General features: G+C 61.7%; 23 protein-coding genes. 13 read left to right on the top strand and 10 right to left on the bottom strand.

Annotated features, from left to right (window positions below):
* Positions 1-258: 258 nt before the first annotated feature.
* The 5 genes from J6524_RS19610 to J6524_RS19590 all read left to right on the top strand — a co-directional run bounded on the left by J6524_RS19610 (position 259) and on the right by J6524_RS19590 (position 3,865).
* Entirely contained in the window at positions 259-813 is a 555-nt protein-coding gene (locus tag J6524_RS19610; RefSeq protein WP_225673443.1) for a PAS domain-containing protein, read from the top strand.
* A 224-nt stretch (positions 814-1,037) separates the two neighbouring features.
* Complete coding sequence (locus J6524_RS19605; RefSeq protein WP_225673441.1) at positions 1,038-1,814, top strand: transporter substrate-binding domain-containing protein; 777 nt, start codon at positions 1,038-1,040, stop codon at positions 1,812-1,814.
* Positions 1,815-1,833: 19 nt separating this feature from the next.
* Positions 1,834-2,496 (top strand): amino acid ABC transporter permease, encoded by a 663-nt coding sequence (locus tag J6524_RS19600; RefSeq protein ID WP_225673420.1) that lies wholly within the window; start codon positions 1,834-1,836, stop codon positions 2,494-2,496.
* Between the two features lie 3 nt (positions 2,497-2,499).
* On the top strand, positions 2,500-3,150 hold the full coding sequence (locus J6524_RS19595) for an amino acid ABC transporter permease (protein WP_225673418.1): 651 nt from the start codon (positions 2,500-2,502) through the stop codon (positions 3,148-3,150).
* Entirely contained in the window at positions 3,137-3,865 is a 729-nt protein-coding gene (locus J6524_RS19590; RefSeq protein WP_225673416.1) for an amino acid ABC transporter ATP-binding protein, read from the top strand. Before J6524_RS19595 ends, J6524_RS19590 begins: the two co-directional genes overlap by 14 nt.
* Positions 3,866-3,877: 12 nt before the next feature.
* On the opposite strand, the gene J6524_RS19585 is transcribed toward J6524_RS19590, so the two are convergent.
* Both J6524_RS19585 and J6524_RS19580 read right to left on the bottom strand, forming a co-directional pair.
* On the bottom strand, positions 3,878-4,465 hold the full coding sequence (locus tag J6524_RS19585) for a hypothetical protein (protein WP_225673414.1): 588 nt from the start codon (positions 4,463-4,465) through the stop codon (positions 3,878-3,880).
* Between the two features lie 99 nt (positions 4,466-4,564).
* Positions 4,565-5,338, bottom strand: coding sequence for an enoyl-CoA hydratase-related protein (locus J6524_RS19580; RefSeq protein WP_225673412.1), 774 nt, complete (start codon positions 5,336-5,338; stop codon positions 4,565-4,567).
* Positions 5,339-5,704: 366 nt separating this feature from the next.
* Between J6524_RS19580 and J6524_RS19575 the strand changes: the two genes are divergently transcribed.
* Both J6524_RS19575 and J6524_RS19570 read left to right on the top strand, forming a co-directional pair.
* Complete coding sequence (locus tag J6524_RS19575; RefSeq protein WP_171709126.1) at positions 5,705-6,322, top strand: PilZ domain-containing protein; 618 nt, start codon at positions 5,705-5,707, stop codon at positions 6,320-6,322.
* Between the two features lie 330 nt (positions 6,323-6,652).
* Positions 6,653-7,282, top strand: coding sequence for a transglutaminase-like cysteine peptidase (locus J6524_RS19570; RefSeq protein WP_225673410.1), 630 nt, complete (start codon positions 6,653-6,655; stop codon positions 7,280-7,282).
* A 126-nt stretch (positions 7,283-7,408) separates the two neighbouring features.
* Here the strand turns inward: J6524_RS19570 and J6524_RS19565 are convergent, their stop codons facing one another.
* From J6524_RS19565 to J6524_RS19545, 5 genes are all read right to left on the bottom strand, one after another.
* On the bottom strand, positions 7,409-7,726 hold the full coding sequence (locus J6524_RS19565) for a hypothetical protein (RefSeq protein WP_225673408.1): 318 nt from the start codon (positions 7,724-7,726) through the stop codon (positions 7,409-7,411).
* 86 nt (positions 7,727-7,812) lie between these two features.
* Positions 7,813-8,268 (bottom strand): Hsp20 family protein, encoded by a 456-nt coding sequence (locus J6524_RS19560; RefSeq protein ID WP_225673406.1) that lies wholly within the window; start codon positions 8,266-8,268, stop codon positions 7,813-7,815.
* A 657-nt stretch (positions 8,269-8,925) separates the two neighbouring features.
* Complete coding sequence (locus J6524_RS19555) at positions 8,926-9,222, bottom strand: cytosolic protein (RefSeq protein WP_225673403.1); 297 nt, start codon at positions 9,220-9,222, stop codon at positions 8,926-8,928.
* Positions 9,223-9,249: 27 nt separating this feature from the next.
* Positions 9,250-11,046: a Rieske (2Fe-2S) protein gene (locus tag J6524_RS19550; protein ID WP_225673401.1), complete on the bottom strand. Its 1,797-nt coding sequence runs from the start codon at positions 11,044-11,046 to the stop codon at positions 9,250-9,252.
* Between the two features lie 263 nt (positions 11,047-11,309).
* Entirely contained in the window at positions 11,310-11,528 is a 219-nt protein-coding gene (locus J6524_RS19545) for a hypothetical protein (protein WP_225674051.1), read from the bottom strand.
* On the opposite strand from J6524_RS19545, the gene J6524_RS19540 reads away from it, so the two are divergent.
* Entirely contained in the window at positions 11,434-12,660 is a 1,227-nt protein-coding gene (locus J6524_RS19540) for a S41 family peptidase (protein ID WP_225673399.1), read from the top strand. The two genes, J6524_RS19545 and J6524_RS19540, sit on opposite strands and share 95 nt — an antisense overlap.
* A gap of 63 nt (positions 12,661-12,723) precedes the next feature.
* Here the strand turns inward: J6524_RS19540 and J6524_RS19535 are convergent, their stop codons facing one another.
* A complete protein-coding gene (locus tag J6524_RS19535) occupies positions 12,724-14,133 on the bottom strand; it encodes a phospholipase D-like domain-containing protein (protein ID WP_225673398.1) in 1,410 nt (469 codons plus the stop codon).
* 572 nt (positions 14,134-14,705) lie between these two features.
* Between J6524_RS19535 and J6524_RS19530 the strand changes: the two genes are divergently transcribed.
* The 4 genes from J6524_RS19530 to J6524_RS19515 all read left to right on the top strand — a co-directional run bounded on the left by J6524_RS19530 (position 14,706) and on the right by J6524_RS19515 (position 18,094).
* Positions 14,706-15,593, top strand: a complete 888-nt coding sequence (locus J6524_RS19530; protein ID WP_225673396.1) for an alpha/beta hydrolase — start codon at positions 14,706-14,708, stop codon at positions 15,591-15,593.
* Between the two features lie 153 nt (positions 15,594-15,746).
* Complete coding sequence (locus J6524_RS19525; RefSeq protein ID WP_225673394.1) at positions 15,747-16,253, top strand: hypothetical protein; 507 nt, start codon at positions 15,747-15,749, stop codon at positions 16,251-16,253.
* Between the two features lie 1,449 nt (positions 16,254-17,702).
* On the top strand, positions 17,703-17,930 hold the full coding sequence (locus J6524_RS19520) for a hypothetical protein (protein ID WP_225673392.1): 228 nt from the start codon (positions 17,703-17,705) through the stop codon (positions 17,928-17,930).
* Positions 17,927-18,094: a hypothetical protein gene (locus J6524_RS19515; protein WP_225673390.1), complete on the top strand. Its 168-nt coding sequence runs from the start codon at positions 17,927-17,929 to the stop codon at positions 18,092-18,094. The genes J6524_RS19520 and J6524_RS19515 overlap by 4 nt, the downstream gene beginning before the upstream one ends.
* A 129-nt stretch (positions 18,095-18,223) precedes the next feature.
* Here the strand turns inward: J6524_RS19515 and J6524_RS19510 are convergent, their stop codons facing one another.
* The gene (locus J6524_RS19510) at positions 18,224-18,754 is read right to left on the bottom strand and encodes a gamma carbonic anhydrase family protein (protein ID WP_225673388.1); all 531 of its coding nucleotides are present in this window, start codon (positions 18,752-18,754) and stop codon (positions 18,224-18,226) included.
* A 64-nt stretch (positions 18,755-18,818) separates the two neighbouring features.
* Positions 18,819-19,148: a DUF6949 family protein gene (locus J6524_RS19505; RefSeq protein ID WP_225673386.1), complete on the bottom strand. Its 330-nt coding sequence runs from the start codon at positions 19,146-19,148 to the stop codon at positions 18,819-18,821.
* Positions 19,149-19,366: 218 nt separating this feature from the next.
* On the opposite strand from J6524_RS19505, the gene J6524_RS19500 reads away from it, so the two are divergent.
* Complete coding sequence (locus J6524_RS19500) at positions 19,367-20,068, top strand: hypothetical protein (RefSeq protein WP_225673384.1); 702 nt, start codon at positions 19,367-19,369, stop codon at positions 20,066-20,068.
* Positions 20,069-20,076: the final 8 nt, after the last annotated feature.

Below are 20,076 nucleotides of genomic sequence, written 5' to 3'. Positions count from 1 at the left end.
TGTATCAACTGCGCGGAGTATCTTTCAGATAAGCCGGCGCCGTCTGATGCGTTCCACCCTAGGCCCAGCGCCCTGCGTTCGCCAACCTCATAGTTAATTTAACGTTAACAACGCAAAGCCGTGCTCTCCGCGGCCAAATCGCGTCAACGGCATGGACGCTGCAAAGCCCGTCCTGCACAACACGCGAGGGAACGTGTGTTGCGCAAAAGCGGGACAGATCTGTCTCGCCGGAAGCAACCCCGGGGGCGAGGACTTGACATGAAACACCCATCGAGTCGCGAGTTCTTCGCCTATTGGGACGCGAAGCGCGGCGATGCGCGGGCGCCGGACCGCGGCGAGATCGAACCCGGCGCGGTGCGCGAACTGCTCGGCGACATCTTCGTGCTATCCTACGACAACAACGCCGGTTACCCGTTTCGCGTTGCCGGGACGCGGGTCTGCGCCCTGCTCGGCCGCGACCTCAAGGATACCAGCTTCTCGGCGCTGTTCACCCCGGACAGCCGTCGCGAGATCGAGGACATCGTCACCTACGTCGCGGAAGAAATGCTGCCGGCGATTGCCGGCATCACCGCGGCCTCGGAGGACGGCACGACGGTGCATCTGGAGCTGCTGCTGCTGCCTTTCAACAACCGGGCCCATGCGCCGATCAGCCTGACCGGATTGCTGGCGCCGTTCGAAGACAATCTCGGCACGATCCGGGATTTCAAGGTGACCTCGTGGCGCTATCTGCACCGGCCGCAAAAATTCGTTCCGCGCACCTTACGCAAGCTCGCGATCGCGCGCGGCTTCATGGTGTATGAAGGCCTGCGGTAATTACCAACCGCCGAGGTATCAAGCGCTGCCAGACAATGCATGGTCGCGTGAGCGTGCTCGAAAACGTCCCACAAAAGCCTTCAAAAAAAGCATCTCCAAGCATTGCCTAAATGCGAGGCGTCAGGCAGGGTCCAATCACGACGTGGAGCCGGGCCACATCGCCGAACGACGCACCGAGAGAAATCTCGGATGCGCGTATTCGCCGTAACCTCGGAGATCTTTGTATGCTGCTTAAGAGATTGATGCTTGCCGCTGCACTTGCCACTGCCGCGGTGGCAACGCAGGCCCATGCCGACGCCCTCGACAACATCATGAAGTCGAAGGTGATCAAGATCGCGGTGCCGCAGGATTTTGCACCGTTTGGCTCGGCCGGGCTCGATCTCAAGCCGCAGGGCTACGACATCGACATGGCCAATCTGATCGGCAAGGAACTCGGGGTGAAGACCGAGATCATCCCGGTGACCAGCGCCAACCGCATTCCTTACCTGCAGACCAACAAGGCCGACCTCGTCATCTCCAGCCTCGGCAAGAATGAGGAGCGCGAAAAGGTCATCGACTTCTCGATCGCCTATGCGCCGTTCTTCTCCGGCGTGTTCGGCACCAAGGCGATCGCGGTCGCGAGCGCCGCCGATCTCAAGGGCAAGACCATCGGCGCGACCCGCGGTGCGATCGAGGAACAGGCCTTGACCGCCATGGCGCCGGACGCCACCGTCAAGCGCTTTGAGGACAACAATGCGACCATCGCTGCCTTCGTGTCCGGCCAGGTCGACCTGATCGCAACCGGCAACACGGTCGCCGCCGCTATTGCCGAAAAGGTCCCTGCCCGCGCGCCGACACTGAAATTCGTGATCAAGGACAGCCCCTGCTATGTCGGGCTCAACAAGAACGAACCGGCGCTGCTCGCCAAGGTCAACGAGATCATCACCAAAGCCAAGGCCTCGGGCGAGATCGGCAAATTGTCGGAGAAATGGCTGAAGGCGCCGCTGCCGCCCGGCTTCTGACGCAAGGCCGGGGCGCGCAGTGTCCTACAAGCTGCAATTCGCCGAGCTGCTTCCTTACTGGAACGTGCTTCTCTACGGGCTGGTCTTCACGATCGTGCTGACGATCGTGTCGACCGTTGCCGGCGTTGCCGTCGGCACCGCGGGTGCGGCGGCACGGACCTTCGGTCCGACTTGGCTCGGCCGTATCGTTGCCGTCTATGTCGAACTGATCCGTAACACGCCGTTCATCGTGCAGCTGTTCTTCATCTTCTTCGGCCTGCCGGCGCTGGGGCTAAAGCTCAGCGAAACCACTGCGGCTTTCCTCGCCATGGTGATCAATCTCGGCGCCTACTCGACCGAGATCATCCGCGCCGGTATCGAAGCGGTTCCGAAAGGACACATCGAAGCCGGCCTCAGCCTCGCCATGACCAAATGGGAGGTGCTGCGACACATCGTGCTCAACCAGGCGTTCCGGAAAATCTATCCGGCGCTGTCGTCGCAAATCATCATCGTGATGCTAGGCTCCGCAGTGGTGTCCCAGATCTCGGCCGAAGACCTCACCTATGCCGCGAACTACATCGCCTCGCGAAACTTCCGCAACTTCGAGGTCTATCTGTTCGTCGCGCTGGCCTACCTCGTGCTGGCGATGCTGACGCGCTCGGCCCTGCGCGCGCTCGGCCGCGTCATCTTCAAGGCGAGGTGAACCGTGCTGCAGTTCAGCTTCTGGGACATATTGTCGAACCTCCTGGTCGCCACGCAGTGGACGATCGTGCTGTCGCTGATCGCGTTTTTCTGTGGCGGCATCGTCGGGCTGGTCCTGCTCTTCATGCGCACCTCGCGGATCGCACCACTGGAATGGTTCACCAAGATCTACATCGAATTCTTCCAGGGCACGCCGCTTCTGATGCAGCTGTTCCTGTTCTTCTTTGGCATTGCACTGTTCGGCGTAGAGGTTTCGCCGTGGGCTGCGGCGACGCTGGCGCTGACATTCTGGACCAGCGCGTTCCTGACCGAGATCTGGCGCGGCTGTGTTGAATCTATCCCCAAGGGCCAGTGGGAGGCCTCATCGAGCCTTGCGCTCAGCTATATCGAGCAGATGCGCTACGTCATCCTGCCACAGGCCTCGCGCATCGCGGTCGCCCCGACGGTGGGTTTTTCGGTGCAGGTCATCAAGGGCACCGCGCTCGCCTCCATCATCGGCTTTGTCGAACTGACCAAGGCCGGCACCATGCTCAACAACGCGACCTTCCGGCCGTTCCTGGTCTACTCGCTAGTCGCCCTGATCTATTTCTGCCTGTGTTTCCCGCTGTCTTGGTGGGCGAAGAAAATCGAAGGCCGCCTCAATGTCGCTCGTTAGCATTCGTGACGTCAGGAAGAGTTTTGGCCAGAACGAGGTGCTGAAAGGCGTATCGCTCGATATCGCCAAGGGTGACGTCGTCGCGATCATCGGCCGCTCCGGCTCGGGCAAGAGCACCCTGCTTCGCTGCATCAACGGGCTTGAGACCTATCAGTCCGGCAGTATCGTCGCCGATGGGATCGAGGTCGGCGGCGCCACTACCAATCTGCGCGAGCTGCGCCGTCATGTCGGCATGGTGTTCCAGCAGTTCAACCTGTTTCCACATCTGACGGCGGCCGAGAACGTCATGCTGGCGCCAACCGTGGTCAACAAGGTGTCGAAGGCGGAAGCCCGCGCCATCGCTGCCGAGGTACTGGCCAAGGTCGGCCTATCGGAAAAGATGGACGCCTATCCGAGCGAGCTCTCCGGCGGCCAGCAGCAGCGCGTCGCCATCGCGCGATCCTTGGCGATGCGGCCGAAGGTGTTGCTGTGCGATGAGATCACCTCCGCGCTCGACCCCGAGCTGGTCAATGAAGTCTTGCGCGTCGTCGAACAATTGGCGCGCGAGGGCATGACGCTCATTCTCGTCACGCATGAAATGCGCTTCGCCCGCGACGTCGGTACCAAGCTCGTCTTCATGCATCACGGCAAGGTGCATGAGGAAGGTGTTCCGAAGGAAGTGTTCGCCGCCCCGCGCACTCCGGAACTGCAGCAGTTCGTGGGCCAGGTTGGCTGAACCTGCAGAAACTCAGGACCGCGTCACATTATCGAGAAATGGCTTCCAGGAGAGCGCCTCCCTGTTAGCCTTGTCAAATTGTCCATCCTCTAGAAGCTTACCGACACATCTGAAATATTCACAAAGGAATGATGCGTCCGGCAAATGGTACACGTGCTCATCCGGGACCCACAGATGAAACTTCCCGGCGGAGCCAAATGCAGACATGATTGCAGGTTTAAGATCAACCACGTTGTCCGGCCATCCTGACGACGCGCTCCGAATTTTGAGACTTTCTGCAAGGCTGCGAAATTTAGAGCCGAGGCTCCGGAGCTCGGAAGCTTTTCTCTCCTCTGACTTCCGGCTTAACCATTCCAACGAGGCGCCAAGTACGATTCCAGTGCAAAAGACCAACGCAAATTTAAACCAACGCTGTTGGCCCAGCGCGAGAAGGTTTTCAGAAGCGGTCGTGGCCACAGCGTTACGAAAGGCCGTCGTGGCCATATCGCTGGGATCGGAGAAGACGTTTTCCTCCAACCACTTTTTGAGGATAGGCGCGATCAGTGGGATCAGCAGAAGACCCCAAATTCCAAACAGAAATGGTTTAAGCCATTTGGACATGGAGCCTTGTGTCTAGCACACTGAACAGCCATCCGGCCGAATTAAAAGTTGCACCTGTACAGGGCCTAGCGTGGCAGCAACTTGGTCTTGGCTACGTTCTCAGCGCCCGGTGAATACCGCCGCACGCTTCTCGAGGAAAGCATTGCGCCCTTCCAGCGCATCGGCGCTCTGGCGGATGTCCGCCTGGATTTCGATCTCGCGGCGGAACTGATCAGCATAGCTGGCGTGTTCGCTCTCGTCGATCAGGCGGCGCGTCGCGACGAGGGCGCGCGTCGGGCCATCAGCGAGCCTGCGCGCCAGCTCGAGCGCGCCGCCATGAAGCTCGGCATCATCGAACACCTCGCGGACCAATCCCCACTCTTTCGCCTGATCGGCCGAGAGCGGCTCGTTGGTCATCATCAGTTCGAGCGCGCGCTGCCGGCCGATAAGGCGCGGCAACAGCCAGGTCGAACCGAGATCGGGGACCAGCGCGATGCGGCTGAACACCTGGATGAAGCGCGCCGAACGCGCGGCGACGATCATGTCGCCGGCCATGGCAAGGCTGAACCCTCCACCCGCCGCCACGCCGTTGACGGCGACCACGATCGGCACGCGGCACTCGCGCATCGCCTTGAACGTCGGCCAGTAATACTTCATCACGCCGGCGGCGATGTCGTCGCCGAGGACCTGCGCGGCCTTCAGATTCTGGCCCGAGCAGAAGCCTCGGCCTGCGCCGGTCAGCACCAGCGCCCTAACTTGCGGATCGCCGGTCATCTCGGCAATCGCCCTGGCAAGGTCACCCAAGAGGTCGGGCGTCATTGCATTCAGGCTCGCCGGCTCGTCCAATGTCAGAACGCCGACATTGCCGTCTCGCTCGCGCTTTACTCCCGGCATCCGCTTCTCCCTCTTCTTGCTGTATCGGGTCGGCCCGATCGGGCGCCACCCCAAGGGTACCGAAACAACGCAGCGAAGAACAATCGTCTCTCGCAGACCTGAAATCGGCTTCCCTACAAATACTTGGCCTCGAACGTGAGTGACGTCTGAGATTGCGCCCTTGGTGCACGATGCACCGTCCGCCGTACATCAATGCGCTAGCACGATCCGAGCGGCGCTTGGCATGTGTGCCGACTGCACCAGAGTGGCGCCAAATTGTCCGCTTCGAATTCTTGAGCGTTTCCCGCAACCGCCGCTAACACATCGTTAACCCTGTCGGCCTTAGGGTCTTCCTGACGCCGAAAGACCGGCTGTCTGGTGGCGAAGATGTCGTTTGCGCAGAAGAAAACAGTCACTGTCCCGTCCGCTGAGGAGCGACGGCGCTTCCAACGCGTCAAGGTCCACCTGCTCGGCCGCTACATGCTGCCGGATCGCCGCGAATTTCCTTGCCAGATTATTAACATGTCGCCGGGTGGCCTCGCGCTGCTGGCGCCCGGCATCGGCAATGTCGGCGACCGCGTGATCGCCTATCTCGACCATATCGGCCGCGTCGAGGGCAAGATCACCCGCATCATCGACAACGGCTTTGCCATGACCGTCGGCGCCACCGCGCGCAAGCGCGACAAGCTCGCCGCCCAGCTCACCTGGCTCGCCAACCGCGATATCCTCAACCTGCCGGAAGACCGCCGCCACGACCGTATCGTGCCGCGCAACCCGATTGCGCTGCTCACGCTTGAGGACGGCAGCAAGATGACCTGCCGCATCATCGATCTGTCGCTGTCGGGCGCCGCGATCGCCGCGGAGAACCGCCCGCCCCTGAAATCGCTGGTCATGCTCGGGAAAGTGCAGGCTCGCGTGGTGCGAAACCTCGAGGAAGGTTTTGCGCTCGAGTTCGTCCACGAGCAGATTGCCGAGACGCTCGAAGAAGCAGTTACCGCGCGGTAAAGCGCCAGCCGGCAAAAATTCCTTATTTTTCAGCCTCAAGAGGCGGTATCCGCGTTGCAGGATACCGCCTTTTCGCTGTCCGGCACCGGCCGAATGCGGTTAACGCGGCCCGCGCTTTCGACGCCATCTCCTGCTGTTCCAGGGCTGCACGCGTTAATAGATAAATTTGAATCAATTGCAGTTGTTTCAAACTTTATGCGAATTCGATTCAAGTAAAGATCGAATTCGCCGCGAGCTTTACTAGTATTCGCGTCAAATGTACTTGCCTGACTTAGCGGCAGCGCAAATCCTTTGTGCGAAACGTGGTCCCAACAAGAAACGGGGGCCACGATGTTGTTCAGGGGACAGGGGAAAGGACTGGCGATCGCCGCTGTCCTGTTGGGAATAAGCGCTTCGATGTGCGTCTCGGCGAAAGCCGGCGACGTACTCTACGCAAGCCTGGGCGAGACTGCGCGCGCGCCGATCGGCTGGGTCGAATTCTGCGCCGAAAACGCGAGCGAATGCCGCGGTGGCGCTTCACAGCCGCGCGACATCGTGATGTCGCAGACGGCGTGGCGGGATCTGCTGCGAGTCAACAAGTGGGTCAACGAGACCGTCAAGCCGATCACCGACATGGATCATTGGGGCGTGATCGAGAAGTGGTCGTTGCCGACGGACGGGTACGGTGACTGCGAGGACTATGTGCTTCTGAAGCGCAAGATGCTGATCGACGCCGGGTGGCCGCGCGAGGCGCTGCTGATCACGGTGGTGCGCGACAAGAAGGGCGAAGGCCATGCAGTGCTGACGGTGAAGAGCGACAAGGGCGAGTTCGTGCTCGACAACCAAAACGAAAACGTCCTGGCCTGGACCGAGACCGGTTACCGCTTCGTCAAGCGTCAGTCGCAGGGCGATCCGAATATCTGGGTCTCGCTCGGTGACGGCCGCCCTGCAGTAGCTACCGCCTCTTCACGCGATCGATAACGAAGGATTTTTGAACCCGCGACCCGGTCACATCCCCACCCCTCCCCGTCCCAGACCGGTTCGCGCGCGGCCACCCTTCCCCCAAAGGGTGGCCGCAACTTTTTTGGGGTGTTGGTCGCCTGGGGCCTACGCCGCCAGCGCCACGCGTGACGTCGATTTTTGCCGCATCGGCTTGCCGCCAGGCGGTCCAGGCGGCTTGTGATCGAGCATCGACAGCGCTTCGAGCACCTCATCGATCGTCACGCTATGTCGCGTGCCTGCCAGCTCGCGCAGCGCGGGATTTGAAGTCACCGCCGCGGCATCCGAGGCCCAGGACGCCAGGATGGCGCGCTTTTCAGCGAGCGAAAGCGTAGCATCCGCAACCACGTCGCGCGGGTGATCGAACACGGTCGCCGGGTGCAGCACGGCATTCAGATCAAACACGTTATCAGTTTGGTCGATCATCAGCTTGTCCTCCCAAAAGGTGGAAGCGCTTCCCGCCCGACATGTTCGGGCGGGAGCCTTCGGTCCCTTTGCAAGGCGTGACGGGCTTACGCCGCCTTCGCCTCGATCTGCTGCACGTTGCTCGGCAATACGCCGTTGATTGCGATGCGGCGCGGCTTCATGGCCTCTGGCACTTCCCGGAACAGTTCGATCCGCAGCAGGCCGTGCTCGAACGACGCGCTCTTCACCTGCACATGGTCGGCAAGGCTGAACTGGCGCTTGAAGGGGCGCGCGGAGATACCCTGGTAGAGATATTCGCGCTGGTCCTTCTCGGCCTTGCGGCCTTCGATCGTCACCGTGTTCTGCTCGGCAGTGACGGAAATCTCATCGACCGCGAAGCCGGCAACCGCCAGCGAAATCTGGTAGCGGTCTTCGCCTAGCCGCTCGATGTTATAGGGAGGGTAGTTATCCTCGCCGGCGCGCTGTGCGGTTTCGGCGAGGTCGAAAAGGCGGTCGAAGCCGATGGTCGAGCGCCAGAGGGGTGAGAAGTCGTATGTGCGCATAGCCAAATCCTCCAAAGAGCAAGTTGGTTACGAGCGGCACCGGACACGACCGGTGCCCGTCTCCCGACCGGGCCCATCAGGCGCCCGGACCGCCTTAGCGGCGGCAGCAAAAAAATTAGAAAACGGCTTTTTGGTTTCAAGGGAACCTACAAAAAATTTTGGCGCCCTCGCCCGCCGCGAACGGGGTGCAGTGATGGCCTGCCTCATCGGGAGGGGCGCCTTGGCACACAGCGAGACCGAGGCCATCCGCGCATTCCTGGGCTCGAAGCCGCGGCCGGTCGGATGGTCGGAGCGGCAGCGCCTCGATGAAGTGCGCATCGACCTGGCCGGTGGCCCCGGACTTCGATGCGAGACGGTCGATTGTGACGGCGTCGCCGGCGAGTGGTCGGTCGTGCCCAGCAGCGAAAAGTGCCTAGTGCTGCCGTATTTCCGCGGCGGCGCAATACTGGTCCAGCTCGACTGTCAGCCACCGCCGCCTGGTGACCGAAGCCGGGCGCGCCGCGCGCATGCGGACGCGACTACTAGCGGGCGCCCGAGCACCCCTGCCCGTCCCAGATCGGTTCGCGGGTGGCCCGGCTTGCCCCACACCCTTGGCCGCAACCCTTCTTTGGCGGGGACGAAGCGCAGCCGGCGTGGGGCAGACTGGACAAAGCCAGATCACGGCTGTTCTTGAAGGATCGGTGCGCCGAGTTCATGGAAACGAAAGAGCTGAAAGACCCGCTGACCGTTGAAGTCGAGCACTCTCAAATCATCGGTCTCGTGCAGATCGCTCTCGACCGCTCGAAAATGCCCACCATAGCGCTCCCTAGCGAGCGACACTGGAACCTCAAATGCGACGAACTTACCAATCCCTTTGTGCTTGAGCTTCTCGAGGAGATTGGGATCGAGTAAGGACTCGTGCGACGTGAGAATGAGCAACGGACCGCTCGCCGTGAGCAGCAAATGCGATTTCATCGGACACTCCTACGGGTTGGACCGGATTCACGCCTCATGTCCAGATCCAGCCTCTTGATGCAGCTCGGCACCCCGCATCAAGCGGCGGGCGATGTCGGCTGTCTGCAGTGACGCGCGTTCGGTCGGTGAATGGGCCGCCAGATAGCGAGCAACCGCGATGAGGATGTGGCGGCCCTGGTCCGTCTCGCCCCACGCGCCAAATTGCCGGACTCCCGCCTCCAGCATTTGATACGCATGGAAACCTGCATCTTCGCGCAGCACCGCATGCGCGAGCGTGGCGATGAGCGGCTGCGGCGAATGGCCCAGCGTGAGATGCCGTGCCACCAGCCTTGCGGCGAGATCGACCTGTTTCTGCCGATCGAAAGCGTTGAGTAACGCGGCGCCGATCGTCTCTGGATCCGAGGGCAGATCATCGAGCTGCTCGCCGCCATCGCCGGGGATGCGCGCCGGCGGCACATTGAGGTAGCGAGCAAGGTAGAGCGCCATCGTGCCGTGCAATACGCCGCGCACAGCCGTAACGTGAGTGTCGATACTGGCAGTGCCCATCCGCGCCAGCATCTGGTGGACTGCGTTGGCGTAGGTGAAAACGTGATGCGCCGTCTCCCAGTCGGCATGCTCGTTGGCATTGCCAAAGCGCGCCACCCTGAGCGCCGCCGCGTACGCGAGGGATTGGCCAAGGTCGGTAGGAGCGGCACCGGCGCGGATCGCCTGCTTGAGCGCGTCAACGATCCTGGCTGGGTCGTCCCCGAGCAGCTCTTGAGCAAGCGCGGCCTGGCCCGACCACTCGCGCGAGCCGCCTCCGGCAGCGAACAGGTCCGCGAGCTCGCTGGTTGATTCCTCACACAATGCAACAAGGTCAACGGGCTGACGCCAGGAAGTGGATTCCTCGGCGCCGCGGGCCGCCACCATCTGACCAACGACAGTCGGCAGCAGAGCCGCCGCGTGTTGCCAGCCGATCAGGTCGAGGCACTCGAAGGCTTTGTTGATGAAATCGAGCGAGTGCCCGGTGTCGGCGAACGCGCGCCCGGTCTCGGCGGCGAACAGGGCATCAGCGAGTTCAGCCGGGGAGAAGCCGGCCGCAACCGCCGTGAGCAGGGTGCGCTCGGCGGCCTCGCGATGGCGCACATTTGTCCAACGCCGCAGCCAGCGTTTGAGTGCGGCCGGATCCGGCCGGCTTCCAAGCGGCGCGCGTTCCCGCCGCGGCGCCTCGCCATCGCAGTCCGCCGCCACGCGGCGTGCGCCGTGGAACAGGGCGAGATAGGCTTCCCCCTCCGGCAGCACAGGCAGGAGATTGGCGAGTGCCGTGAGGATCGTAAGACCCACGCCCCAGCCGTCCCGATTTTGCGCCCCGAACAGTGCCACTTGCCGAGCGATTTCGGCCTGCGGTACGCCGGCCGCGAGCTGACCATGCACGGCCCTGGCAATAACGAGGCTGAGGTCGTGGGCCAGGCCGTGCGCAAGCTGTTGACGCCAGTGCGCGGCGGGATCGGTATGAGTGAAGGTGGTCTTCACCCAGACGTCACCATTGCGCACTTCGACAGGGCAGATCGGCACGTCGTCCGCCCACAGGTCGAAGGTGCAGCCGCTTTCGAGGTCGAAGCGAGCGTGGTGCCAGTGACAGGTCAGGATGCCGTCCTCGACGCTGCCGCGCTCGAGCGGGAAGCCCATGTGCGGGCACCGATTATCGAGGGCGAAGACGCGCCCGCGGTCGTAAATGACGAGGATTGGACGATGGCCACCGTGCATAACGAGCCGCCCCTGGATCCTCAGCTCCTCAAGGCTGCCTGCCAGCGCAAATTCCTCGCTAGGCGTGTCCATGAGCATACCTCCCATTGTCACGTTGGGGCGGCTGCAGGTAGTCCGCAACATAAGCGTCCTCTGGCGCAAAGGCGAGAGGATGGCATGGGGCTGCGTAGAAATTGCGCCGCGGAACCAGCTGCGAACTGCTATGCGAGACGGCCAAGCTATTCAAGAATACGCTATAGATGCCCGCGCCTCTTTCAATTTTTCTGGCAATCCCTCTATGCTGTTTCACTGTCGGTGCGAACGATCGGATGCAGTCTAGAAACTGGCGAACACTATGAAACTCAGCCAAGAGCTGGTTCATCACGTTCCAATCTGATGCGCAGCGACGAGCCTCGCATGGTTTGCACGATGAAAGAGGTAATCAACTCAGCGCCGTCGCGCCGCCACTTCTTGCGGCTAACATCAATGGCTGCGGCATCGGCGATAGCTCCAGCGGCTCTGTGGGCCGAGCAGCGAGAACCAGCGGATTCGAGCACATCCCAGGCCGTGTCTGCACGCATCGCCACCTTCGAGGAGGTATGGCGGACGGCGGGAGATCGGTTTTACGATCCGCGTCTACACGGGCTCGATTGGTCGGCGGTCCGGGAACGTTACTTGCCGGACGCCACACGGGCGAGCTCTGAAGAGGCCCTGGCGAGCGTCATCAATAGCATGCTCTCCGAGCTGCATGCTTCGCACACCCGCTACTACACACCGTACGAACCGGAGTACTACCAGCTTTGCGATATCTTTGCTGGTGCGCTTAGGCGACGCGGACTGGAACGTACTTTTCCGAGTGGCCGTATCTCCTATCCAGGCATTGGCGTCCTCTCGCGTCTGGACATGCAGGGCCACAGCGTGATTACCGGCATTATAGAGGGGACGCCGGCTCAACAGGCCGGCTTGCTCACTGGCGATGTGATCGCCTTCGCCGACGGTGGAGCGTTTCAGCCGGTACAGTCATTCCGCGACAAAATTGGCAAGGAGATCGTGCTCGGCCTGCGTCGTGCCGGCGCGTTTATGCCAATATCGGTTACCCCAGTCGACATTGAACCCAACAAAATGTTCTTGGACGGCCTGAAGGCGAGTGCCCGCATAATACAGGCCAACGGCCGAAGCATTGGCTATGTTCATGTCTGGTCCTACGCTGGCTCCGTGTATCAGCGGACCCTCGAGCAACTTCTATCGCAAAGTCCGCTGAAGGACGCCGACGCGCTGATCTGGGATCTCCGCGATGGCTGGGGCGGCGCGATTCCCGAGTATCTCGATTTGTTCAACACGCGAGCGCCGACGATGCAGGTCACTGATCGCAATGGCGGCAGCGAACTCCGGAACGTGAAGTGGCGCAAACCTGTCGCTATGCTAGTCAACGGTGGCACCCGCAGCGGCAAGGAGATCCTTGCCTACGGCTTCAAGAAATACCGGCTTGGCGAGGTCATTGGTACGCGAACCGAGGGAGCTGTCCTCGCTGCGACGGCATTCCTCATTGGCGGCGGCTTGCTTTTGCTCGCAGTCGCGGAGGTGCATGTCGACGGCGAGCGGCTGGAAGGCGTTGGCGTCGCACCCACGATCGAGGTCCAAGCCGCCGCGGATTCGATCGGTCGTAGTGATCCACAACTCGATCGTGCGATCGCGGTCCTGTCCGTGGCCTGATCCTTGGCAGCTCGCGCAGTGGAGCGATGAGTCCGAAGTTGAGATAGATCGGAAGTAGCTGGCCTAATCTTCCGGCAACCAGAACGCCAGCATGCGTTTGGTCTCGCCAGTCTTTCGACGACGTTGCCAATTCGGACTGCGCGAGAGAAATTGAAACGGACTCCTGCGCTCTCTCGCGGCCTCTTCGAGATAAGCCCGCCAGCGATAGTGACTGTAAGTCTGCATCGCGTTGATCGAATAGTGCATTGCGATGTCGCGATGGCCGCGAATGACCAGAAAATTCTCGTCATTCTTGCCGCTGGCAGCCTTCGAGAAATTGTGCGATCCCGTGACCACGATGGGATCATCGCCGAACGGATCGATCACAATCACCTTTGAATGCGTAATGGCGTGGCCAATGTTCGCCCTGAACTCCGCCGCCGTGCCCTCCACCGCCCATTCTCCGACCGTCTTGTTGACCCCCGTCGCCTGCGCTGAATCGAGAAAGAAGTCCTCGGGGTTCTGTTTCAGAAGTTTGAATTCTTCCGCGCCTGTGCTGGTAAATTGGGTCGCTACACCGCGCACGTACAAGTTCTTTTCCTCCTGCATCTGAAGCAGCGTACGTACCGGCTCGTTGCCCGGCTGAAACATCACGAAGAGCACGCCCTGTTTTGCGTTCTTCACGAGATCGACGAGTTCCTCGATATCAGCCTCTCCGCTCAATCTGGAGAACCAGCTATCGACTGTGGCCTCGCCGAGCGGGATTCCGCGTTTCGGGCGGTTGTTTGAGGCGAGCAGTTCATCGGACACGCCATCACCCGCTTCGGCAAGTAGCTGGAACTGAGCCTCGAACCGTTGCGCCAGTTCTTCGTGAACCAGCATGATTCCGTTGTTGAGCTGAGTGCAAAGACCGGTCGGCGTCCAATTGGTGCTGCCCGTCCAGACCTTTTCCGGCTCAAATCCGTCCGACGTCCGCCGTCCCACAACCACGAACTTGTTGTGCGCGAGGGCTTTGGGTGCGAGGAAACGATCGTGAACCACGACGCCAGCATTCGTCAGCCGGGTTCGAGCCTTTTCATTTTCGTCCTCCCCCTCCTCCTGAACGCTGCCGTTGGCCAGTACGAGATGCGCGCGCTCGCCTATCGCAACGAGACCATCGACCAGCTCCTCGTCGCTCAGTTCGTACAGCGCTGCATGGAGTTCGAGTTCGCCGTTCTCCGCCACTTCGGCCATCATCTGCAGCATCGCCTCGCGCAGTGTCCCGCCGAGGAAGGCTCGAGCTTCGCGGTCAACCTCCTGGCTGACAATGACGGCCGTCTCTTTCAGCTCCGCAAGGGTAATGCCTTTGCGCTTCATATAGCGCGCCATGAATTGCGACAGCACGTAACCGCGGTTGAAGTGCACGCTCACGCCGTCGCCGCAGTCCGCGCTGAGTGTCAGCGTTCTGGACCATTCACTCGACGGGCCGTCATGCAGCTTGCCATCGGCGCCCACTACCCTGGCCACCACGCGATATGCGATCACATCGCCCAGGTCGGCCGCGTGATCGGTCCAGTCGTAGCGTTGAAACGGCCAGATCTGGGACGAGCGTGAGGTGAACTGATTGCCCTCGCCGTCGACTTCCTCGTCATCTTCGAAGCCGACGCGGTTCGACAGATACTTCGGCTCCGCTTCGCCCCGCCGGCATTCGATGGCGAACCCCAGGCATCCCGGAATGTCATCCGCGTGCGTCCAGACAAGGTGCACGTCGTCGGCATTCGAAAACACTTTGAGATGGATCTCCGACATTCCCGCCCCCTTTGAAGCAAATTGGCGTTGAAAATGAATTCACCAGACCAGCGATCCAGCTAGACGGATTGGCGTATTTCAGTCGCCTCCGGTGGTATCGCACACGGATACAACGGCTGAATGAAGGTTGTTTTGGGATGGCTTGCAGTTTTTGCGTGTAGAAGCATAATATTACGCTGCCGCTCTTTCAGGCTCCACTGGCGGCAGCTTTGGCTGTTGCCTTTCGCGTTGCCCGACCGGCATGCGATGATGACTGGCCTTCACCAGGAGAAGGCTCCTTGGCATACAGCGAGATCGACGCTATCCGCGCATTGCTCGGCTCGAAGCCGCGGCCGGTCGGCTGGTCGGAGCGGCGGCAACGCCTCGACGAAGTCGGGTCAACCTGGCCGGTCGCATCCGACGTGACATGCGAGGCGGTCGATTGCGACGGCGTTGCCGGCGAGTGGTCAGTTGCTCCCGACAGCGAGCCCTCGCACGTACTGCTCTATTTCCATGGCGGCGGATATTGCTCCGGCTCGATTGTCAGCCACCGCCGCCTGGTGACGGAAGCCGGGCGCGCGGCCCGCATGCGCACACTTGCGATCGACTACCGGCTGGCTCCTGAACATCCCTACCCCGCGGCCCATGAAGACGCGCTCACCGCGTGGCGCTTCCTGCGCCGGCAAGGCATTTCGGCGGCGCATATTGCCGTCGGCGGCGACAGCGCCGGTGGCAACCTGACGCTCGGCCTGATCAACCGGCTGCGCGCAGCTGGAGAGCCGCTGCCGGCCTGCGCCTGGCTGGTCTCACCCTGGACCGACCTGACGATGTCCGGCGAAACGCTCGCAACTAAGGACGCCGTCGACCCGCTGATTCACAAGACCTATCTCGATGAGCTCGCGGGTGCCTATGCGCCGCCCTCCATCGATCGCAGCGATCCCTTGATCTCGCCTCTGTTCGCCGATCTCAGGAGTTTTCCCCCCGCGCTAATTCAGGTCGGATCAGCTGAGACGTTACTCGCGGACGCCACGCGGCTTGCGCTGGCAGCGGGGGTGGCCGACGTCGATGTGACGCTGCAGATCTGGCCCCATATGATTCACGCCTGGCCGGTGTGGAATGCGAGGCTCGAAGACGGCCGCCGCGCCTTGGCCTATGCCGGCCAGTTCATCCGCACGCATATCCGTTAAGCCCCAGACCCGTTCTGGAAGGCGCGATTCCTGCAGCCTAAGAGGGCGCTTTTGCCCGCAATCCCGGTCCTGGTATGGCAAATCCCGGGGTTTTAGCGGTTTCCAGCCTGTGCTATCTGGAACTTTGGAATCACGTCCGGATTTTGGAGTCGCATGATCGAACTCGCCCCCCGGAGTGCCAGCCCCATCGCGCGTTTCGGCGGTCAGCCGATTGCGATCGCCGCTGCGGCTCTCATCATTGTTGTGCTTGGAGTTAGTTCTATCGCCTTATGGCGCGCCTTTACCGGCAACGCGCCGGAGACCGATCGCGCGGTCGCTGCCCGGCAGTTGCAGGCGCGCGCCGCGCAGGCCTCCGAGCAACTGGTCGAGAAGACCAAGGGGCTGGAAGCGACGCAGCAGGAATCGATCGATCAGTTGCAGATGGTGCAGGATCAGTTGCTGACGGTACGCCGCCTACTCGCCGCCCAGCAAGCTGACACCAAGAAGCTTTCCGAGCAGGTCGGCATGCTGACCGAAGCAATCGATGGCCTGAGGCAGTCTTTTGCCAGCGCGCAAGCCTCCGAACCCACCGCCGCTCCAAGCTCGCGCCAGCGCTCAGCCAAGACCAAGCCCCGCTCGAGCAGGTCGGCAAACCGCAGCCGTGCCAAGGCACGCGGCTAGTCCGTCTGGACGGCGCGGATAGGCCCCCTTGGCGGGTTGATCCGACTGGCCCACATCTGGCGGCGTCGATCTGGTCTCCCGGTAGTCCCCCGCCGCGCGATAATTTTCCACCGCTGTAGCACCCCTTGCCGCAACTTTTTTCCGCGTTTGTGAACTGGTTCACATATGCCCGCTAGATTCCCGGGCATCCTGCAATTCACCGGATGGCGTGAGCCGATTTCAATATCCGGGGCTGGCAAGGTCGTTGACGGTATACTGCGTCGACGGCCTTGTTTTTTGTGCCGTCCTGGCGCGATTGCAAGACCTTCAATAGCCTACCGACGCCTGCACCGACACACGCCAGGATCCGGCCCGGCCGTGCTGTCCGTCAGTGAGCGCTATCGCCGCCAGCAGTTTGGAGTTGAAGTTCGCTCCCCCCGCGAGATCCAATCCCGCCCCCGACCGACCCAGCGAAAATTGCGAATAACGACGCTGCCGGGGAGGCTCCGGCTATTGCGCGGAACGTGACTGTACGCCGTGTCGGGTCGTCTATCCGAAACGATCGCCCCTGCGATGTGGTCTCGACATCCCACGCGGCCTGGACTTCATCTGTTCGATTTCCCAGAACATCCAGACAAAAGCTGCACCCAGAGCGATCACGACAATCAAAAACAGCAATGTCAACGCAGGCGCTGTGAGCATGTTCAACATCCCCCGATGTGACGCGAACGGCATTCCTCCAAACAATGGTCTCAGTAACATCGCGGCGCAGCATTTCCCGCCGTGGCCTTGGCCTCGACGAAGACGACGCATTCGCCGCCGGACTCGCGAGGATCCGGCGGCAAGTCTAGATCGATTTCTCGGCGATGGCTTGGGCTATTTTGGCTGTTTGCGCTCTTCCGTGAGCGGGCCGCGGAAGCGATGTCAGCAGCCGCGGCAGATGCCCTTGAGCTTGCGGTCGACTTGCTTGTTCTCCTCATCGATCTCGGCGTCGCCGGTCGTCGTTCGTGATCTTCCCATGCCGGTCGTTGCGCCGCCGCCTGAAGACTGCGCGGTGCCGGCACTGTTGGTGCCCGGCGGAGGTGGCGACGCGAGCCCGGACGGGTTCGCCGTGCCACCTGGACCTTGACTGGCATTAGGAGCTGCAGTCCCAGGAACGCCAGTGACACCTTGCGTGCCCGCCCCGGGTGAACCCGCGCTGGGCGAACCCATGCCAGGCGAGCCCGCAGCGGTGCCGCTGCTGCTACCGGCTGATGACCCGCCGCCCGTAGATCCGCCCACACCCTGAGAAAGCGACGCGATCGGGGATATCAGGATTGTGATTGCCGCAACTGCGGCGGCTGCAGATGCCAGCTTCATCGGAAACTCCTTTTTGGGAGCAACGATGGCGTCCCGCCGTTGTTCCTGCCGGAACGAAACCGCTGTCCGATCATTCATTCACATCCGCTCGACGGCCGGAGTCGTGACGTTTTGCGCAAATTGATCGCCTTCGACGATGACACACTCGACAAGCTCACCCAGCTTGCGCGCGACCGGATGGCGACATTTCAGGAATTGGCCGACGAAGCCTTTGCGGACCTGCTCAAGAAGCACGGCATCCCGATCGATCTCAAGGATGCACTGCGAAAGAGTGCGAGGCTTTCCAAGGACGCGACGCCGAAGAAGACAAGGCCGAGAACCGCAAGGACGCCATCATGAATTCCGACCCGGACCCTTTCGAGCTAGGCCAGGAAGCCGCGCGCCAGCATATACCGGCGGAAGCCAATCCCTATCAGGACGGAAGTGAGGAACATGCGCTCTGGGCCGCCGGCCATGAAAAGGTTGCCGGCGCCCCCGAGGCGAACGAGAGCAAAGACGGCTGAGGCGCGCATTCGCGCGAAGCGACGTCTAGGCGGCAATCCGCCTGCGCTGTCGGGTTTTCGATCATGCTGACCGGAAATCCGATTAGCGACGAGACGCTACCGCGCAAGCGGCCCGGTTTGGCGCCGTCCTCAGCCGATCTTCCTCAACCCTTTTTTGAATCGCGGGCCGTTCAGCGCGTAGAATTTCGCAGCGCTTCCCATCGCCGTCACCTGCTCGGGCGTCAACGTGCGGATCACGCGCGCAGGCGAGCCGATGATCAGCGAATATTCCGGATACTCCTTGCCCTCGGTGATGACCGATCCCGCGCCGACAATGCTGCCGCGGCGTATCCTTGCACCGTTCATCACAATCGACCCCATGCCCACCAGCGCGTCGTCTTCCAGCGTGCAGCCGTGCAGGATGACGTTGTGGCCGACGGTGCAGTTCTTACCGATAGTGAGCGGAAAGCCCCGGTCGGTGTGGCAGGTGGAATTGTCCTGTACGTTGGAGCCTTCGCCGATCTCGATCCATTCATTGTCGCCGCGCAGGACTGCGCCGAACCACACGCTGGCGGAATCCAGAAGACGCACCTTGCCGATCACGACGGCGGTATCTGCGATGAAATAGTTTCCGTTTGCGGGGAGTTCAGGCCCCTGCCCGTCGAGTTCGTAGATCGCCATAGCAAAAGATCTCCATTGGCGGAGACCTTGGCACAGCCGCTACTAGGGGATCAAGCGAGCAGGTTCAGGCCAGCACGCCTGCGGCGCGCAGCGTCATGATGCAGAACGTGCCGGACATCATGCTCCAGAAGCCCGAAAGCACGGTGGCCATCATCACGAATTCGAAGCGCCGGCGCTCGATCCTCGCGCCGCGCAGGGTGTTGCGCATGATGATGAACGGCGCTGCAAAGACCAGAAACGGCACCGCCGCAAACGTCTTCGGCGCCACGCCCTCCTCCAGCAGCCCGAAGTTTGCCGGACGTTCCGCCATCGCCTGATAGCCGCTGGCAAGCGCGCCTGCGAACGCAAAGCCGATGCAAAGGGCGAACAGGGAATTCAACGCATCGGGCGACATGAACACTTCCGCTACTCGACAAACCGCGCCCTGCTTTCGCAAAATTGGCCGGCAGCCGCCACAGTATCCTTAAGGAAAGGTTAACAGCGAAGTGCGGGAACTTCGTTTGCGCATGGCTGTCGGAGGCGAAAGCCTGCGAAATCATGCGGAAATTGCCTGCCGCGTGGCATATTCGCGAGGTGATTCGCGCAACCGTTCCATCGACCGATGCTTCGTTCATGACCTTGCCTTCGACGGCCCAGCATCTCGCCCGCGACCCCCGCTCGCACATGATCCCGATCGTGGCGGCGGTGACCATCGCCGCGGGCGCTATTGCGCTGGTCGCCTATCTCTTGTGGCCGACCTGGGTCGCGCGCCCCGCCAGCGCGCCGGACCGGATGCCGGTCAGTGTCGGCGCCACGCTCTTCAACGTGCCGACGGCAGCGATCCGTCGCAAAATTCAGCGGCACTCCGGGCCGCAGGAGCGTGTCGATCTCGGTTTCGTCTTCCCTTCGCTCGAACCGCCGGATGCGCCGAAGCACGTCAGCGCCGATACGATCGAGGACAAGGTGCAGCCGATCGACCGCATCTTCCTATCGATATCGGCCCATCACGATGCATTGGCGCCGGATATGCGCGTCCGCACGATCTATCCGCGCTATCTCGATCAATCTGCAACGCCGATCAATGACGGCTTGATGATGCGCGCCTTTCGCGACGGCTCGCCCTACGCCAACGAGGATCTGTTCTCCGCCACGGCGCCCGGCTTCAACGCGCGTTGCACGCGTGACGGCCCGACGCCCGGCATGTGCCTGAGCGAGCGCCGCGTCGATGGCGCCGACCTGACATTCCGCTTTCCGCGGAGCTGGCTTTTGCAATGGCGCGACGTTGCAAATGCGATGGACCGCCTGACGGCGCAGATGCGCGGGCCGAAGAGCTAGCGAACGCT

The organism is Bradyrhizobium hereditatis (assembly GCF_020329435.1).
Classification (GTDB): domain Bacteria; phylum Pseudomonadota; class Alphaproteobacteria; order Rhizobiales; family Xanthobacteraceae; genus Bradyrhizobium; species Bradyrhizobium hereditatis.
This window is presented reverse-complemented; position numbering and strand designations above follow the sequence as displayed.

Coding starts and splice junctions, on each gene's coding strand:
- J6524_RS19610 (WP_225673443.1), top strand. CDS start 259: ATGAAACACCCATCGAGTCGCGAGTTCTTCGCCTATTGGGACGCGAAG.
- J6524_RS19605 (WP_225673441.1), top strand. CDS start 1,038: ATGCTGCTTAAGAGATTGATGCTTGCCGCTGCACTTGCCACTGCCGCG.
- J6524_RS19590 (WP_225673416.1), top strand. CDS start 3,137: ATGTCGCTCGTTAGCATTCGTGACGTCAGGAAGAGTTTTGGCCAGAAC.
- J6524_RS19585 (WP_225673414.1), bottom strand. CDS start 4,465: ATGTCCAAATGGCTTAAACCATTTCTGTTTGGAATTTGGGGTCTTCTG.
- J6524_RS19580 (WP_225673412.1), bottom strand. CDS start 5,338: ATGCCGGGAGTAAAGCGCGAGCGAGACGGCAATGTCGGCGTTCTGACA.
- J6524_RS19575 (WP_171709126.1), top strand. CDS start 5,705: ATGTCGTTTGCGCAGAAGAAAACAGTCACTGTCCCGTCCGCTGAGGAG.
- J6524_RS19570 (WP_225673410.1), top strand. CDS start 6,653: ATGTTGTTCAGGGGACAGGGGAAAGGACTGGCGATCGCCGCTGTCCTG.
- J6524_RS19565 (WP_225673408.1), bottom strand. CDS start 7,726: ATGATCGACCAAACTGATAACGTGTTTGATCTGAATGCCGTGCTGCAC.
- J6524_RS19560 (WP_225673406.1), bottom strand. CDS start 8,268: ATGCGCACATACGACTTCTCACCCCTCTGGCGCTCGACCATCGGCTTC.
- J6524_RS19555 (WP_225673403.1), bottom strand. CDS start 9,222: ATGAAATCGCATTTGCTGCTCACGGCGAGCGGTCCGTTGCTCATTCTC.
- J6524_RS19550 (WP_225673401.1), bottom strand. CDS start 11,046: ATGCTCATGGACACGCCTAGCGAGGAATTTGCGCTGGCAGGCAGCCTT.
- J6524_RS19540 (WP_225673399.1), top strand. CDS start 11,434: ATGGCTGCGGCATCGGCGATAGCTCCAGCGGCTCTGTGGGCCGAGCAG.
- J6524_RS19545 (WP_225674051.1), bottom strand. CDS start 11,528: ATGCGTGCAGACACGGCCTGGGATGTGCTCGAATCCGCTGGTTCTCGC.
- J6524_RS19525 (WP_225673394.1), top strand. CDS start 15,747: ATGATCGAACTCGCCCCCCGGAGTGCCAGCCCCATCGCGCGTTTCGGC.
- J6524_RS19515 (WP_225673390.1), top strand. CDS start 17,927: ATGAATTCCGACCCGGACCCTTTCGAGCTAGGCCAGGAAGCCGCGCGC.
- J6524_RS19510 (WP_225673388.1), bottom strand. CDS start 18,754: ATGGCGATCTACGAACTCGACGGGCAGGGGCCTGAACTCCCCGCAAAC.
- J6524_RS19505 (WP_225673386.1), bottom strand. CDS start 19,148: ATGTCGCCCGATGCGTTGAATTCCCTGTTCGCCCTTTGCATCGGCTTT.
- J6524_RS19500 (WP_225673384.1), top strand. CDS start 19,367: ATGACCTTGCCTTCGACGGCCCAGCATCTCGCCCGCGACCCCCGCTCG.